The organism is Streptomyces sp. NPDC001070, from assembly GCF_053598835.1.
The window spans coordinates 191,705-206,012 of record NZ_JBSFLB010000004.1; the positions used below are offsets into that span (position 1 = coordinate 191,705).

General features: G+C 65.0%; 16 protein-coding genes and 1 pseudogene. 7 read left to right on the forward strand and 10 right to left on the reverse strand.

Annotated features, from left to right (window positions below):
- Position 1 precedes the first annotated feature (1 nt).
- From ACWDAS_RS06875 to ACWDAS_RS06900, 6 genes are all read right to left on the reverse strand, one after another.
- Positions 2 to 196 carry a hypothetical protein gene (locus tag ACWDAS_RS06875; protein ID WP_450387777.1) on the reverse strand — a complete coding sequence of 65 codons (195 nt, stop codon included), beginning with the start codon at positions 194 to 196 and terminating at the stop codon, positions 2 to 4.
- A 14-nt stretch (positions 197 to 210) separates the two neighbouring features.
- A complete protein-coding gene (locus ACWDAS_RS06880) occupies positions 211 to 879 on the reverse strand; it encodes a DUF2637 domain-containing protein (RefSeq protein WP_450387778.1) in 669 nt (222 codons plus the stop codon).
- 76 nt (positions 880 to 955) lie between these two features.
- Positions 956 to 1,141 (reverse strand): hypothetical protein, encoded by a 186-nt coding sequence (locus ACWDAS_RS06885; protein ID WP_450387779.1) that lies wholly within the window; start codon positions 1,139 to 1,141, stop codon positions 956 to 958.
- A gap of 5 nt (positions 1,142 to 1,146) precedes the next feature.
- Positions 1,147 to 1,353 (reverse strand): hypothetical protein, encoded by a 207-nt coding sequence (locus ACWDAS_RS06890; protein WP_450387780.1) that lies wholly within the window; start codon positions 1,351 to 1,353, stop codon positions 1,147 to 1,149.
- A gap of 85 nt (positions 1,354 to 1,438) precedes the next feature.
- Entirely contained in the window at positions 1,439 to 2,824 is a 1,386-nt protein-coding gene (locus ACWDAS_RS06895; protein WP_450387781.1) for an FtsK/SpoIIIE domain-containing protein, read from the reverse strand.
- Positions 2,825 to 2,829: 5 nt separating this feature from the next.
- Complete coding sequence (locus ACWDAS_RS06900; RefSeq protein ID WP_450387782.1) at positions 2,830 to 3,183, reverse strand: SCO3933 family regulatory protein; 354 nt, start codon at positions 3,181 to 3,183, stop codon at positions 2,830 to 2,832.
- 184 nt (positions 3,184 to 3,367) lie between these two features.
- Between ACWDAS_RS06900 and ACWDAS_RS06905 the strand changes: the two genes are divergently transcribed.
- From ACWDAS_RS06905 to ACWDAS_RS06915, 3 genes are all read left to right on the forward strand, one after another.
- Entirely contained in the window at positions 3,368 to 3,739 is a 372-nt protein-coding gene (locus tag ACWDAS_RS06905; protein WP_450387783.1) for a winged helix-turn-helix domain-containing protein, read from the forward strand.
- A 152-nt stretch (positions 3,740 to 3,891) separates the two neighbouring features.
- Positions 3,892 to 5,124, forward strand: a complete 1,233-nt coding sequence (locus ACWDAS_RS06910) for an XRE family transcriptional regulator (RefSeq protein WP_450387784.1) — start codon at positions 3,892 to 3,894, stop codon at positions 5,122 to 5,124.
- Positions 5,125 to 5,477: 353 nt separating this feature from the next.
- A complete protein-coding gene (locus ACWDAS_RS06915) occupies positions 5,478 to 5,840 on the forward strand; it encodes a hypothetical protein (RefSeq protein ID WP_450387785.1) in 363 nt (120 codons plus the stop codon).
- 658 nt (positions 5,841 to 6,498) lie between these two features.
- On the opposite strand, the pseudogene ACWDAS_RS06920 reads toward ACWDAS_RS06915, so the two are convergent.
- Positions 6,499 to 7,268: pseudogene (locus ACWDAS_RS06920) on the reverse strand (aminoglycoside adenylyltransferase family protein).
- Positions 7,269 to 7,631: 363 nt separating this feature from the next.
- Complete coding sequence (locus ACWDAS_RS06925; protein ID WP_450387786.1) at positions 7,632 to 8,237, reverse strand: DUF6000 family protein; 606 nt, start codon at positions 8,235 to 8,237, stop codon at positions 7,632 to 7,634.
- 565 nt (positions 8,238 to 8,802) lie between these two features.
- Between ACWDAS_RS06925 and ACWDAS_RS06930 the strand changes: the two genes are divergently transcribed.
- Genes ACWDAS_RS06930 through ACWDAS_RS06940 form a run of 3 tightly spaced genes read left to right on the forward strand, consistent with a single transcriptional unit; the run spans position 8,803 to position 11,760 of the window.
- Positions 8,803 to 9,750 (forward strand): ABC-three component system protein, encoded by a 948-nt coding sequence (locus ACWDAS_RS06930; RefSeq protein WP_450387787.1) that lies wholly within the window; start codon positions 8,803 to 8,805, stop codon positions 9,748 to 9,750.
- 1 nt (position 9,751) lies between these two features.
- Entirely contained in the window at positions 9,752 to 9,997 is a 246-nt protein-coding gene (locus tag ACWDAS_RS06935) for an ABC-three component system middle component 6 (RefSeq protein WP_450387788.1), read from the forward strand.
- Positions 9,997 to 11,760 (forward strand): ABC-three component system protein, encoded by a 1,764-nt coding sequence (locus tag ACWDAS_RS06940; protein ID WP_450387789.1) that lies wholly within the window; start codon positions 9,997 to 9,999, stop codon positions 11,758 to 11,760. The genes ACWDAS_RS06935 and ACWDAS_RS06940 overlap by 1 nt, the downstream gene beginning before the upstream one ends.
- Positions 11,761 to 11,843: 83 nt before the next feature.
- On the opposite strand, the gene ACWDAS_RS06945 is transcribed toward ACWDAS_RS06940, so the two are convergent.
- Both ACWDAS_RS06945 and ACWDAS_RS06950 read right to left on the reverse strand, forming a co-directional pair.
- Positions 11,844 to 12,374, reverse strand: a complete 531-nt coding sequence (locus tag ACWDAS_RS06945; RefSeq protein ID WP_450387790.1) for a restriction endonuclease — start codon at positions 12,372 to 12,374, stop codon at positions 11,844 to 11,846.
- A 1-nt stretch (position 12,375) separates the two neighbouring features.
- Positions 12,376 to 13,257: a hypothetical protein gene (locus ACWDAS_RS06950; protein WP_450387791.1), complete on the reverse strand. Its 882-nt coding sequence runs from the start codon at positions 13,255 to 13,257 to the stop codon at positions 12,376 to 12,378.
- A gap of 231 nt (positions 13,258 to 13,488) precedes the next feature.
- On the opposite strand from ACWDAS_RS06950, the gene ACWDAS_RS06955 reads away from it, so the two are divergent.
- Positions 13,489 to 13,977 (forward strand): GIY-YIG nuclease family protein, encoded by a 489-nt coding sequence (locus ACWDAS_RS06955; protein WP_450387927.1) that lies wholly within the window; start codon positions 13,489 to 13,491, stop codon positions 13,975 to 13,977.
- The last annotated feature ends 331 nt before the right edge of the window (positions 13,978 to 14,308 follow it).

Consider the following 14,308-nt stretch of genomic DNA (forward strand, 5'->3'; position numbering starts at 1 on the left):
CTTATTTGGTGGAGTCGTTGACGATGTCGACGCCGGTGCGGGTGCCGGAGTCGACGGCGGGGCCAATGGCGCTGTCGGCGAGCTGGAAACCGATCAAGAGGATCACCACGACGAGCCATTTGGGGACGCGGGTGAACTTCAGTCCGGCGTAGCCGAGGCCGGCCAGGACCACGATCAGCGGCAGGTCGACGGTCATTGCGGGGTCTCCTGTCAGGCGAGTTGGGCGGCGATGGCCTCTGCGAGCTGGGCGGGGACGCCGAGCCGAGTGCGCAGCGTGTCGGTGTCGATCTCGGTGCCGGTGACGGCGCGGTGGGCGTCGGCGACCTTGCGGGCATGCGCCACCAGCGCGGGCGGAACCGCCAGAGCGGGAGCCGGTGCGGGTTCAGGCGGCACGGCTGGCAGAGCCGGAACGGGCTCCGGCGTCTCGACCGCGTCCGGCGCGGGCTTGGCAACGGAGACCGTCACCGGCTCGGACATCGGTTCTGCGGTTTCGCTGTCCACCGTTGTGGATGGGCTGTGGACAAGGAGGGTGCCGCCGAGGAAGGCCAGGGCGGGCCAGCCGGCCACGAGGATCCGCAGCCAGGCGGGCACGTCCTCCAGGTCCAGCAGTCCGGCGGTGGCGATGTTCGCCCCCAGCGACGCGGTCAGGGCGACGGCGAACCAGAACCAGGCAGCGCGGACCGGACCGGCGGCGGCGCGGAGGAGGCGCAGTCGTCGCCAGGCGGCGACCAGCAGCAGGTCGACGGAGACGGGGTAGGCCCAGGCTTTCCAGCCGTGCTGTCCGGCGGCTTGGGCGATGTCGTGGAGGTGGGCGAAGGACAGGGCACCGGCGATCACGGCTTGCACCAGCACGGCATCCGGCCGGAGTTTCGAGCGCATCGCGGGTCCTCCTTCCTTGAGTGGTGATGGGCCGGGGCCGGGCGGGGTTTGGTGGCCGGCCGCCCGGCACCGGGGGTCATTCGGGGTCGGTGGCTTCGCCGGAGCCGAGGCAGGTCAGGCACAGGCCGGACTGCCGGTGATCGGTCTCGGCGCGGGTGCGGCCGACGCGGACCGGGACGGCGACTTCTCCGGTGCCCTTGCACACCAGGCACGCGTCCGGCGCGGGCACTTCGGGGGTGCTGGTCTTCTTCCGTGTGGGCATGGCGGTCACCGGCCCTTGAGGCGGTCGGCGTTGGCGCGGGCGTTGGCGGCGATCGCGGCGGCCTCGGCGTCACCGGGCCGGGCCTGGGCGATGCGCTCCAGCAGGCTGGCCTTGCGGTCCATCAGCGCCGCCAGGTCGCCGCTGCCGGTGCGGAGGTGGGCGTTCAGGTCGGCGAGGAACGCGGAGATCTCGGAGATGGAGGGACCGGGCATCGGGCACGTCCTCTCGGTTTCGGGCGTGGCGGGGATAGGGATCTGGCGCGGGGACGGTCACGCCGACCGTTGGTGCGGAGGTGCGTCAGGCGCCGGCGGGCACCGGCTTGGCCAGGTCGACGACCTCACCGACGACCGCGGCGGGCACGGGGCGGAAGGCGTCGAGGTGGAGCAGGTCCGGGACCATGCGCGCGTGACTGGCGCACAGGGCGGAGGCTGCGGCCAGGCCGTGGTACGGGGTGCGGACCCTGGCCCAACGGCCGGAGGCGTCGCCGGCGATGGCCATGCCGGGCAAGCCGGCCGGAAGCTGAGTCGAGGCGTTCATGGCCTGCTCTGAGATATCCCCCAGGCCCATGCGGGCGGTCTCGACGTCGTTGACGCGGTGGACCACGCGGTGGGTGAGCTGGGCCCGCAGGGCGGTGGCGCCCCTACCGAGTTCGGCGCCGAAGCGCTGCCCGAGGACTTCCAGAAACATGCCCGTGGCGCGGGCGAGCTGGGCGTAGCGGATCAGCAAGGTAACGGTCTCGTTGCGCCGCTTCTCTTCCGCCTTGTTCGCCGACAGGAACAGTTCGGCGATCTCATCGATGACCAGGACCAGCGGAGCCGGCCGCAGATGCTCGGGCAGGCCCCAGATGTCGGCGGTGATGTCTTCTCGCGCGATGGTGCCGGGGATGCCGAGGTGGTCGCGGATCAGGTCGAAGCGGTGGTTCATCTCCACCTCGACGAGGGCGCGCAGCAGGTCCAGCGAGGAGTCCTGATCGGTGGCGAGGGCGGACAGGCGGGACGCGAAGGGTGCTTGCTCGACGCCGCGTTTGCAGTCGATGCCCGCCAGCGCCACCGGCTGCGGGGCAAGGCCGGTGAACAGGGACCGGGCGTACATGGACTTTCCGGACTGGTTCGCTCCCAGCGTCAGCCCATGTGGCATCTGCCGGTAGTCCCGGACGAACACTCCCCCGTCCTCCCGTAGCGCCACCGGCACCCGCAGCAGGCCGGCCGACTTGGCGGCCATCCGGGACGGCATGACCACGCGGCGCAGGACGTCGAAGCCGACCAGGTGCAGGTCCACGGTGCCGGGGCGGACCTCGGTGACGTGCACGGCGTGGACCCGCCAGGCGTGCCGCAGGGCTTCAGCGGCATTGCGGACATCCTCGGTAGCCAGACCCCGGGCCAGGCGCAAACGGAGGCGGAGTCCGGTGGTGGAGGGGCGGATGCCGCGGAGTTTGGGGACGTCGTGCGGGAGCTTGGCCCGCTGGGCCCGGTCCGCGGCCATGAGCTGATACAGGGAGGGGCTGATGCTGAGGTTGCAGGCGCCCATGGTCTGTTCCCAGTCCCGCTGGATCCGGGCCAGCGCGGCGGGCAGGCCGGCCGTGGACCAGTACAGGCGCGGGGTGCGTTGCCTGGCGTACAAGGCTCCGCCGGTGAGCGAGACGAGCGGGCCACCGACCTCCAAGAGTGTCGTTAAGTCCGCCATGGCGCTCAGCCCTTCGCGCCGGCCGGGACGGCGAGCGGGGTGACGGCGACCGCGCGAAAGGCGATGCCCCAGCGCTTCTCGCCGTTGATCTCGTTCTCCCACGAACGGGCCCGCAGACCGGTCACCGCGACGGGCATGCCCGGCGTCAGACCCTCCGAGGGGATGCCGGGCGCGGGAACCGCGACGGTAAGCAGGTCCGCCGAACCGTCATCGGCGATGGTCAGGCCTACGGTCATCAGCTCCGCGCCGGAATCGCGATCCACCGCAATCTCACCGGTCTTCCGGTTCGCGACCTTCGGAGCGGGCGGGACCGCGACGAACACCACGGCCGTAGAAGTGTCGATCTTGAAGGACGGCATGATGGAAGTTCCTTTCGAGGACGAGGGGGGGCGGCGAAGCTGCTTGGCGGTAGACGCGCCGCCCTCCAGACGAATGCGCGAAGGCGAGTGCCATCACAAGTAGAGTGCACTATCACACCCTAGAGCGCAATACTCCAGGCGCGGGGGAAGGGTGATAGTCGTTGCCGCTCGGTACGATCGGCGCATGAGCGTCCCCGCAGACGATCCGAGGACCAAGGCGAGCCGCATCGCCGAGATCTTGCGTACGGAGATCGAGGCTGGCAAGCCGGGCCCCGGAGGGAAGTTGCCGTCCCTCCGAGAACTTGCCGACGTGTTCGGAGCCCACCCCGTCACGGTGACCAATGGCCTCAGAATGCTGATCGATGAGGGGCTGATCTTTTCCGTCCCGAACCGGGGATACTTCGTTCGCGACAGCTCGCACGACGACGGAGCGACCGACGAGGCGGGCGATTCCGATGTCCGGGAACAGATCAAGACCCTCACCTCCGAGCTTCAGCGACTCGCCGCCCGAGTTGCCAAGCTGGAAGAGCGAGCCGATCAATCGGGCAGCGCCTAACGTGTGACCCACCATGCGCGGCGAGTGACCGCATGCCCAGTGACATCGAAGGTGTCATCGGTGGACAGCAGTGGTGACACCCCCTTGTCACCCCGCGTGTCAGGGGCTCATTGGGTGCCAGACTCGAAGCAGGCACCCCGATGGGAGGGCACATGAGCGACGAACGACCGGCATGGGCGCGACGCATCGCCGCGGAGCGGGAAGCACGGCAGTGGTCGCAAGCGGAAGCCGTTGCGGCTCTGCGGGCTCACGCGCCAAAGCCTCTGCCCGAGGGTGCCAGCATGATCCGCCAGTGGAAGCGCTGGGAGTCCGGCGAAGTTATGCCGAGCGACTTCTACCAACCGATCATCGCCAACACCTTCGGCACGGTTACACACGCAATCTTCCCTGCGACAGGACAGCGAGATGGCAGCGCCGAGATCACAGCAGCCAGTGGCATGGAGACGCTGGACATTCTCAGCCGCCTGCAAGCTTCCGACGTCGATAACGCGACGCTAGATGCGCTCCGCATCACCGCTGACCGGCTGTGCTCGGAGTATCCGCACCTTCCCAGTGACCAACTCGCCGTCGAAGGCCGCCAGTGGCTACGACGCATCGCCGGCCTTCAGTCACAGCGGCTCACGCTCGCCCAACACCGCGAGGTCCTGGCGCTGTCCGGTTGGCTCGCCCTCCTCGTCGGATGCGTCGAGTACGACATGGGCGACCGGGCTGCCGCGGAGAGCACGCGCCGAGCGGCACTATCGCTGGCGCACGAAGCCGAGAACGCCGAGATTGCTGGCTGGGCCCATGAGATGCGCGCCTGGTTTGCTCTCACCACTGGCGACTACCGCGGCATCCTGGCAGCCTCGCAGGCAGGCACCGAGGCGGCGCCCACGAAGGGCGTGGCCGTCCAGCTTGCAGCACACGAGGCCAAGGCGTGGGCCCGACTCGGTGACCGCCGGCAGACCGAGGTAGCACTCGACCGAGGGCGCAAGCTGCTCGAAGGTATGGCGTACCCCGAAAACCTGGATCACCACTTCGTAGTCGACCCTGCGAAGTTCGACTTTTATGCCATGGACTGCTATCGCCTACTGGGCGAGGACCGGTTCGCCGAGACACTCGCCCATGAAGTGATCCGCGCGGGCACAGACTTCGACGGGGCAGAGCGCGCACCCATGCGCATGGCCGAAGCCAGGGTCACGCTCGGCGTCGTCGCCGCACGGCAAGGCGACCTAGAGCAAGCCGTCCAGTACGGCGAGTGGGCACTCAAGGGTGAGCGGCAGTCCCTCCCATCGTTGCTCATGGTCAGTCGTGAGCTAGCCGCCATCGTCAACCGCGACTTCAGTGACGCAGCAGGGGGCAAGGAGTATCTGGAGCGCCTGAACGTGATCAGTCGAGCCAACTAACCGCGCGGGAAATGGCGTTGGCCTGGCCTAATCAGCCAGACCTCGACTGAACATCCTGGGAGCAGATGGAAACCGCGCACTCAAGATCGCAAGACTCAGCATGCCTCTCATGACGCAGCTTGATCATCCCGCATCGAACACTTATACAAGTGATCGTGATGAAAGTTGCACTTGCCGCCCTCGTGACCGGAGCGTCCCTCGTAGCATGTGGCGCCCCGTCAGCAGCACAGCCTACGAAGGCCGCGAGCACAAGACCAGCCGTGTCGCGTCCGGGACCCCCGACCTTCACAGCCCCAGCAGGCTTCGATCCCACTACAGACAGCGTCTGTTTCGTCAGCTCAAAGTTTCACTGCATGCAAGACTTCGACGTCACCACCACGTCACCCGAAGATTGCACCCGTGAAAGCATCATTTGCCCCATCGCCACTGTGAACGTCCCCAAGGGCATGAAGATCACCAAGCAGATGCTTAGAGACGATGCGGTGGTTCAGGCCTACCAAACACCGTTCCCCGACATCAACTGGGAACGCTTGACCTTCAAGTGGCCAGACGGCTCCAGCGCAAAGCTCAGAATCAAGATCACAAGCGAGTGGTCTCTAGTGACCGTGAAGGCAAAGCTTCTCGGCAAATCCGGCAAGCCACTTCTTGAGTCGCCCTTCAACGGCGAGTTCTACATTTGCGATACGTACAACACCACGGAAGCTTGTTCCTCTTGAGCAGGGGCGCCGGCCTCGACCCTCCCGCACGCGCCGAATCAGACGCACACGGCCAAGCCGAGGCAAGCGGTGTCAAGCATCAGGTGAAGCCACACTGTCAACCATCAACCGAGACATGACAACCAAGCGAAGCGCTGGGCTGTTACAGATTTCTCTACCTCATCAAGGCACCCGGCGTCGCTCACGCTCCGCCGGGCGCGCGGCCCGGCGCCTCGGGCCGACGCTCCTGCCTCCGTCCCGCTCCGGCCCGGCCGCCGGCCGCACGCCAACGGCGAGGGCTTGATGGGGGGCGAACCCCTCTGTGGCTGGGACGGTCGGCTCCGCGGCTTTACCCACCTACCCGGTCCGGGACCCGCGTCGAGCAAGACCAGGGGGCCGCTCGGACACATTGCGGGCAGGAGACAAGCCTGCCCGAGTAGCCAACCAGCGTACAGCCCCCTGCCCATGCTCGACCCCAGCCCAGGCAGGCCACCGGCCAAACCCGCTACACCGACCTCATGCGCTTGCTTCACAGCAGCAGCCAACCAGGCCAGGGCATCCGCCGCGCGGAGGAGCCCCGGGCGGGAGGCCGCACCGGAGGCTGCCCGTGCTGGAGGGCCCGGCCGAACGCGGTTGGACCACCGTCAGGTTCGACACCCGGGGCTTCAGGCAGCGGCCCTTACGTCCGCGGGGGCCGGGTGCGCAACCGGTCGATCTCGGCGAGCACACGGTCCACATGCGGACGCACCTGCGCCTGCAACGCGTCGCTCCAGCTCTCCTCGGAGTAGCGGTAGTTGAGATAGAGCTGCCTGGCGTGCTCGAGGGCGGGGCGGTGCTCGGGCGGGAGATGGGCGAGGGCCCAGTCGGCGGCAGCGTCCTTCGACCTGATCTCGCCGGTGGCGAGCGTGGTCCAGATGCGGGCGAAGGTCAGCAGGACGTTGCGGGTGTCGCCGTTAAGGTCGTCGAGCAGGCCGGGGATGCCCGCCACGTTCGCCCGGACCAGGTCGGCGCGCGGGACGGGGTCGAGGACCTGCGCCGGACTCGGGCCGGTGAGGGGGTGGTCGCCGGCCAGTGCCATGGTGATCAGCAGAGCCAGATCGGGCATCGGCTCCGGCCGGGGGACCTCCCCGGCCTCGTACTCGGCGCGCAGCCACTCGCCATACAGGAAATCGCCGGTCGGCGGGTACCGCCACGGCCGGACCTCGGACTGGACGACCACGGTGAGCTCGACGGACGGGCCTGGTTCCGGGAGCCGGAGATCCCGAGCAGTCCACCGAGAAGTGCCCGTCGCTCCTGCTCGTCCATCCGCCGCCGGGAGACGACCAGCACGTCCACGTCGCTGGCAGGCCTGAGGCCGCCGAGCACGGAGGACCCGTGGAGGTAGGTACCGATGGCCTCTGAGCCCAGCACACCGCCGACCAGCCCCACGATCTCCTGAATCTGATCCATTGCGTCAGTGTCGCCCGTCGCCCGGGCCGACTGCACAGCATTAAAGGAGTACGGCGTCACTGGAGGCGGCACCGACTGAGAGCAAGCGCGGTGGTTGTCCGCATCTTCTGCGGAGACCTCGGTCTCAGCATGGACGGGCCGACGAGTAAGTGGGCCGTCTCTGGGCCGTGCGGGGGTGCTCAGTGACGACCTGTGGTGACAAGCAACCACGGTCAAATCGCAGATCAGAGCATTGGCGGCTGTGAGCGATGCACGTCAGGAAATCGACCCACCACTTCCAGAAGAACTGATCAAGTGCCCCATGAGCCCTTGACTCGATCACTGAAACTCCCGCCCCAAAGCCACTACGCACCGGCTTCGCACTCAACCGAGGGTCAGATCAACGAGGGAGCTGAGCGCGTCGATGCGCTCCTTCTGGGCGGCGGCATCGAATCGGCCTTTGGCCCATTGCTGCCAGAGTCCGTCGGGCTGCAGATAGTCCACGGCGTGATGGGTGCCCAAACGTTCATCGATGTGCAGGAGAGCGCCCAGTGCCCAGGGCTGGTCGTACTGGCAGTCGTCCCGGGGCAGGTAGTGCTCCAGGTAGGCGGTAAGGATCTTTGCGTCCTCTTCAGCGCCGAGGCGGGCGAGTGCGAAACAGTAGCCCTGGCCGGCGTAGGTCAGCTCGCTCGCCAGCAGCATCGTCCCCAGGCGCTCGCGGAATTGGTGGCGACGATTGATCCCGATGAGCCAGGCCGCGGTGATGCGCGATCGCCACTCGCAGTCGAGAAGTATGCCCAGTTCACGGTCGGTGATCTGCTCTGCGTCCGCAGCTAGCGCGCGCATGAAGCCGATCTGATCGGATTCCTTGTGCCGTGCGAACTGTCCGCCCAGCAGCTTCAGGTAGCGCCGATCTGCGCTCCTCCCGGGAGTGACGTAGCGACGGATGACCTCCTGGAGTTCCGGGTCACCGTCCGAGGCGTATCGCATGCCAGCATTCTCACGGGGCCGCCGCTGGTAGTCCACGTGTGTGCGCTCTTAGCGGTCTCCGTCCGTAGCCCTGGCACCACAATCCAGCAGGTGGCGAAGGATGCCCCTACATGACGGACGGCGCGCCATACAGCAGCGAAGTACAGCAACTGCCGCGCCCGTCATCGACCCTCCGTATGCCTAGGACACCGGGTGAGCGGCTCGGCAGACCTCAGCGACCGTCGCGCCCATAGTTCGCATCGAGGGGCAGATGGCGACAACGTCAGCGCGCCCGGACACAATGCCCGTGGCCCTCTCTGGGCTTCCGTCCGAGGCTGTTTAACAGCGACCACCGACGACACCCACCCAGACGCACTGCAACACCAACCAGACCAGCAAGATCGCAGGTCTTCTGCACCCCAGCAAGGGCCACCATGATCTACTATCTGGTGATCTTGGAACTCTCATACGCACTCACCTGACAGGGTATAGAGACACTGGGTATTCAATGCACGTTTCCGCGCGACTACTGTGACCACTGACCGTCGTGTTGGAGGCGACCAGGGGTTGTTGGGGGGAGGGGGCCGTGAACGGCGCACAACGCATGTATGCGCACATCAAGTTTCGCGAGAAGCTCGCTGATCTGCACGGGGAGGCGTTCGAGAGCTTCTTCCACGACGTGATGTGCGCCCGGTACCCGGACTTCCTCGATGTACGCACCCACGGGAAGCTCGGCGACCAGGGATCCGACGGCCTCAGCCTGCACGCTGGCAGGCTCTACGCGTGTTACGCGCCATACACCTTCGATGCGACGAAGGTCCGCAAGAAGTTCCACGACGACCTGGACTCCGCGCTGCTGCAGCGGCCAGGGCAGTTCGGCACGTTCGTCTTTGTCCACAACGACCTGCGTGGCGTTCACCCGGAAGTCGCGACCATGCTGGTCGGTGCCCGCAGCGCACACCCGACGCTCAGCTTCGAGCAGATGGGGCGTAGGCGCCTATGGACCGAGCTGTTGCCACTGCCGCGGGAGACAGTGGAGTACATACTCGGCTGCGAGATACCCATTGAAGAACTGACGTACGGCGTAGGCATGGCAGATCTTGCGCCTCTACTTGCCCACCTGAGGGACCATCGCCGAACGGCCGATCCGCTGATGAGCCTGGCCGAAGTGAGTGAGAAAAAGCTCGATTTCAACCGGATCGTTGGCGACGAACGGGACAATCTCATCACAGGGATGCGCTTCACGCATCTGGTCGCCCAGTACTACGCAGGTGTGTACGACCCCTTCGAACATGACGAAGTTGCCGCCTCATTCGCGCAGGAGTACAGAGCCGCCCTCACACGTAGCAATGACCCGGAGGAGATCCTCCTGGACCTTCAGCACTACATCCACGGCAACCGGTTGCACAGCGTCCGCGAGCTCAGCGCTGGTTGGGTTGTGCTCGCCCACTTCTTCGAGCACTGTCACATCTTCGAGAATGCCCCCGAGGACTGGTCCCCAGACGGCTTCTCCAGCAGCTTTGGGAGCGCCTGACATGCTGACCCCCACCAAGGGCATCGCCCCGGACCGGTCACTGCTGGCCGTCGGCGCCCAGATCCTTCAGGAACTTGACGGACCCCTCACCGTTAGCCAGGCGTGGGCCCGGCTCAAGACGCGGCGCGCCGAGCTCGGCCACCGTTCACCCATCTCATTTAGCTGGTTCGTTCTCGCCCTGGATGTCCTGCACGCACTCGGAGCCGTTGAACTCCGTGACGAGTTGCTGATGCCCAGGAGGCCCTGATGTTGCGGCGACTGAGCGCCGACGATCCAAGGTTCCGCCACCTCGATTTCGCACCCGGACTCAACCTCCTCGTGGCCGAGACCACGGAGATCTCCGGGGAGAAGGACAGTCGCAACGGCACGGGCAAGTCCAGTATGGTGGAACTACTCCATTTCCTTCTGGGCGCCCGTGCCGACAAAAAGAGCCTGCCCGCACGCAAGGCCCTGAGGGACATCGCCTTCAGCCTCGAACTGGACTGGCCCGGAACCGACAGCGGTCGGCTGACGGTGACGCGAAGCGGGGCGCGTCCAGAGGTCGTGCGGCTTAGCCAAGACATCGTGGCGAATGGCCCTGGCGGCGATTCGCTATTCGACGCCGGCATCGCGGGTCCCGTAGATATTCCGGTGGCGCGATGGACGAAGCTGATTGAGTCGAGCCTATTCGGTCTGCGTGGAGACCATCCGGGGCTGAGCGGCCGGACTATGTTGTCTTTCCTGATCCGCCGGATCTCTAGCCATGCCTTCAACTCCCCGACCCGCACATATAGTCAGCAGTCGGAAGCCGACGCGGCGACCAACCTCGCTTACCTCCTCGGCCTCGACTGGAAGCTGGCTGCCGGTTACCGCGAGATCTCCGCGCGCGAGGCAACCCGTCGGCAGCTGCGCCAGGCCGTGAATGACCCGGTCTGGGGAAGGATCGTCGGCAGCACCGCGGAGCTCAGAGGGCAGATGACCATCGCTGAGGAAGATGTACGACGGCTTGAGGAGCAGATCAAGTCCTTCCGTGTCGTACCGCAGTATGAGGAGCTGAAGCGACGCGCCGACGAGATCGACCGAGAAATCCGGAACCTCAACTCTATTGACACTATTGATCGACGGAACCTGTCCGATCTGCGGGACGCTGTAAGAGACACAACAGACGGGGACGTGAAGTATCTAGAGCCCGTCTATCGAGAGCTGGGCATCGTGCTCGGCGAACAGATCAAGCGCCGTTTCGACGACGTGAAAGACTTCCACAGGTCGATTGTCCGTAACCGACAGCGCTATCTCGCCGAGGAGATCGACTCGGTCGAGACGCAGCTCGAGGTCCGCGCGACACTGCGCGAGGCACTGGGTGAAGAACTGCAACACGTCATGCGCACACTCGAAGAAGGTGGCGCCCTCGAAGCACTCACCGCCCTCCAGCAGGCCCTTGCCCAAAAGCAGGCGTCGGTAGAGGCGCTGCGTCATCGCTATGAGGCCGCACAGACCCTCGAAGCAAGCGCCCTGGAAATTAAGGCCAAACGTGTAAGCCTACAGCGTGCTCTCAAGGACGACTTGGACGAACGGGGCCGGCAGACCAGTGAGGCCACCGTCCTTTTCTCCGCCTTTGCCCAGCGCCTGTACGGCTCCGGCCGTCAGGCATATCTGGAGTTCGACGCCGGCCCCAGCAGCCTTCGGATCGTTCCCCACGTCGATAGCGACGACAGCCGCGGAATCAGCAACATGGTGATCTTCTGTTTCGACCTTGCGGTTGCAGTTGTCGCCAAACGTCACGGACGCGGTCCCGACTTTCTAGTCCACGACAGCCATCTCTTCGACGGTGTTGACGATCGTCAACTCCGCGATGCCTTGGAGCTGGCGGCGGAAGTCATGGAGCAGGAAAGCATGCAGTACATCGCTACACTCAATTCCGACGACCTGGAAAAGGCGGAGCGCAAGGGGTATAACTCCAAGGGGAAAGTGCTCCCAGTGCGTCTTTTTGATGAGTTCGAGGATGGCGGCCTCTTCGGTTTCCGCTTCTGACCTTAGCGTTGACCACGTCACTTCGGGGACATTCTGGCAGCTGATGCAGCCTATGAGTGCGCGCGGCCCGCGTCGCCCAGCCATCAAAATGAACCCGTTGCCACCAGATGAAGCAAGCGGTCAGCAAGTAGGGACTCGAAATCATCAGTCGTGCGAATAGCTGCAAGTTGACTGAGGGTGATGACCAGGATGCGGCGGCCTGTCGCCTGTGCTAGGTCAATGACGTGGTGTGCGCTTTTTCTATCCTGCTCGTCACCAGTGATGCCGTTGGCCGCGACGATTATGCCAAGCTCTACGGAACGATTTTCCAGCTTGGTCTTAAACGCCGCTACGGTCGCACTATCTACTGGGTCATCCCAGTTCTTGCACTCTACCAGGAAAAGAAATGGGAACGCACCCAGCCACGGCGCCACTCGGCCGTTCAGTACGGCAATATCAATTTCGGCGCTTCTGAACAGATCAATGGAGTTGCGGCGGGTTCGGACACCCGGAAGCTCGTTGAGTAGGTAGCAGAAGAGTTCCTCTAAGGCGTCACCACGCGCCTTAGTGGTGAGACGCTTGTCGGCTCCTTGGCTGATCAGGTCCTGAACCTTGGTGGCCGAGTAATCGGTCATGTCAAATCCGCCCCACTGCTTCGACTACAGCAGCATCCAGCACCTTGGGAAGCGGCTCGCTGGCAAGCTTCTCAATGAACTGACGGGCAGACATGCGGACGATAAGTGGCGTGGGGTGTCGACTCTTGAGCGGCTTGCCACTCAGATCGTGATAGAGCACCAGCCCGTACCTGGCCTGGCGGTCAATCACGTATTTCTGTAGTTGCTCCTCGGCTTGTTCAAGCTGCGTTTCTTGCAGATGCCCTGTCTTAAGCTCGATCAGTACAATGTCAGGGGAATCAGGGGACGGCAGGAATGCAATATCGACACGATCACCCAAAGAACTGGCTTCAGGCTCCACAACTGCCGCCCCAGTCGCCATTAGCACTCGGCTGACAAGCCGCTCAAGCTTCATGCCGAGCGAGCCGCTCCCCCAGTCGAGACGGTCGAGTTCAGCAAGGTATCCGGCGGCATCGCCCAGACGCTCTCCCTGAGAAGCGGGCACCCGTTTCTTAACCGGCAGATCAAGCATGGCGGTAAAGGCCCAGACATGATCGGTGAGGGCGTCAGTGGCGTCTAGGGAGCATGTGACCGTCGTGATGAGTGGGTCAGGTGATGTCGCTTGGATGGGCGCCGGTGCGATGACGAGCGTGGGTACCCCTCGCCCTGCTGCGAGCCCCATACGCAGGCCGACATCCGCGTTGGAGAAGGGCTTGCCTTTGGCTGACTGGCTCAAGTCTTCCAAGGTCAACACGCCAACGACGCAGTCGGGGACTGGGTCGAGCATGAACCGGTCCCCGAGATCGTTGTGCAGCACCCAGGCTTCTTCGACATCCAAACCTTGGAGGATGTCCAGCAAGGGGCGTACATCCGTCTCGCCCGCAACCAGCACAGACACGCGCATGGCATCACGATACTGGGTGATAACCGTAGGGCCGGGTGGCTTCGGGCAAAGTGACGTAGAGACGCTAAGCCATCTCCGGCAACGCTAGACACCTTGTGAAGAGGCCCTGTTGTAAGCACCTCCGTCGCTAGCAGTAGCCTGCAGCCACCAATCGTGGTCGACCCTGGAGGCTCCGTGGACGGTGCTGCCATCATCGAGCCTGAGCGGCTTTGGTCAGCACACGAGGTGTTGATGCGGCCGAGCCCCGTGCCGGCGGTGGCAGGGGTCTATGGGTGGCATTTCACGGAGGCGCCTCACGCAGACCTGGCTGCTGGACGCCTGCTCTACGTCGGCATAGCTCCGCGACACATGGCGAACCGAACCAGCACCCAGAATCTACGCAAACGCGTGCGGTACCACTACCGAGGCAACGCGGCCGGCTCAACCCTGCGGCTTACCCTCGGCTGCCTACTCGGGCTAGAACTCCGCCTCGTGGGCAGCGGAACCCGTATGACCTTCGGCAAGGCTGGCGAAGCCGCCCTCAGCCAGTGGATGACAGAGAACGCACGAGTGTGCTGGATCGAACAGAACGAACCGTGGACCATGGAGTCTGAGCTCATCTCTCAACTCGATCTGCCGCTGAACCTCGACCAGAACCGCCACAACGCCTTCCACGATCGCCTCACGACGCTGCGAGCCCAAGCTCGCCAGCGGGCAAGAGCGTTGCCCATCAGCGCATAGGGCGTTGGGCTGACATCAGCAGCTGACATCAACGGCCACGCACAGTCCCGCACTGGAGGAGCCGCGGCCGGAGCGACGAGCGACAACTGAGCCCCGTTCCGGGAGGCTGCGCGCAGCGGGATCGAACTCCTAAAGCGGGTGTCGCAGGTTCAAATCCTGCCGGGGGGGGACCAGCCCAAAGGCCCCGGACCTCATGGTCCGGGCCTTTGACGGCAGCCGCCTACCGAGGACAACCGAACATGCGGTCAGACACTCAGCGCGGATCCTAGAGACTCGGAAGGGTTACGGCCATGACGGCTGGCGACGCGGCAGCTCAGGTCCGAGATCACCC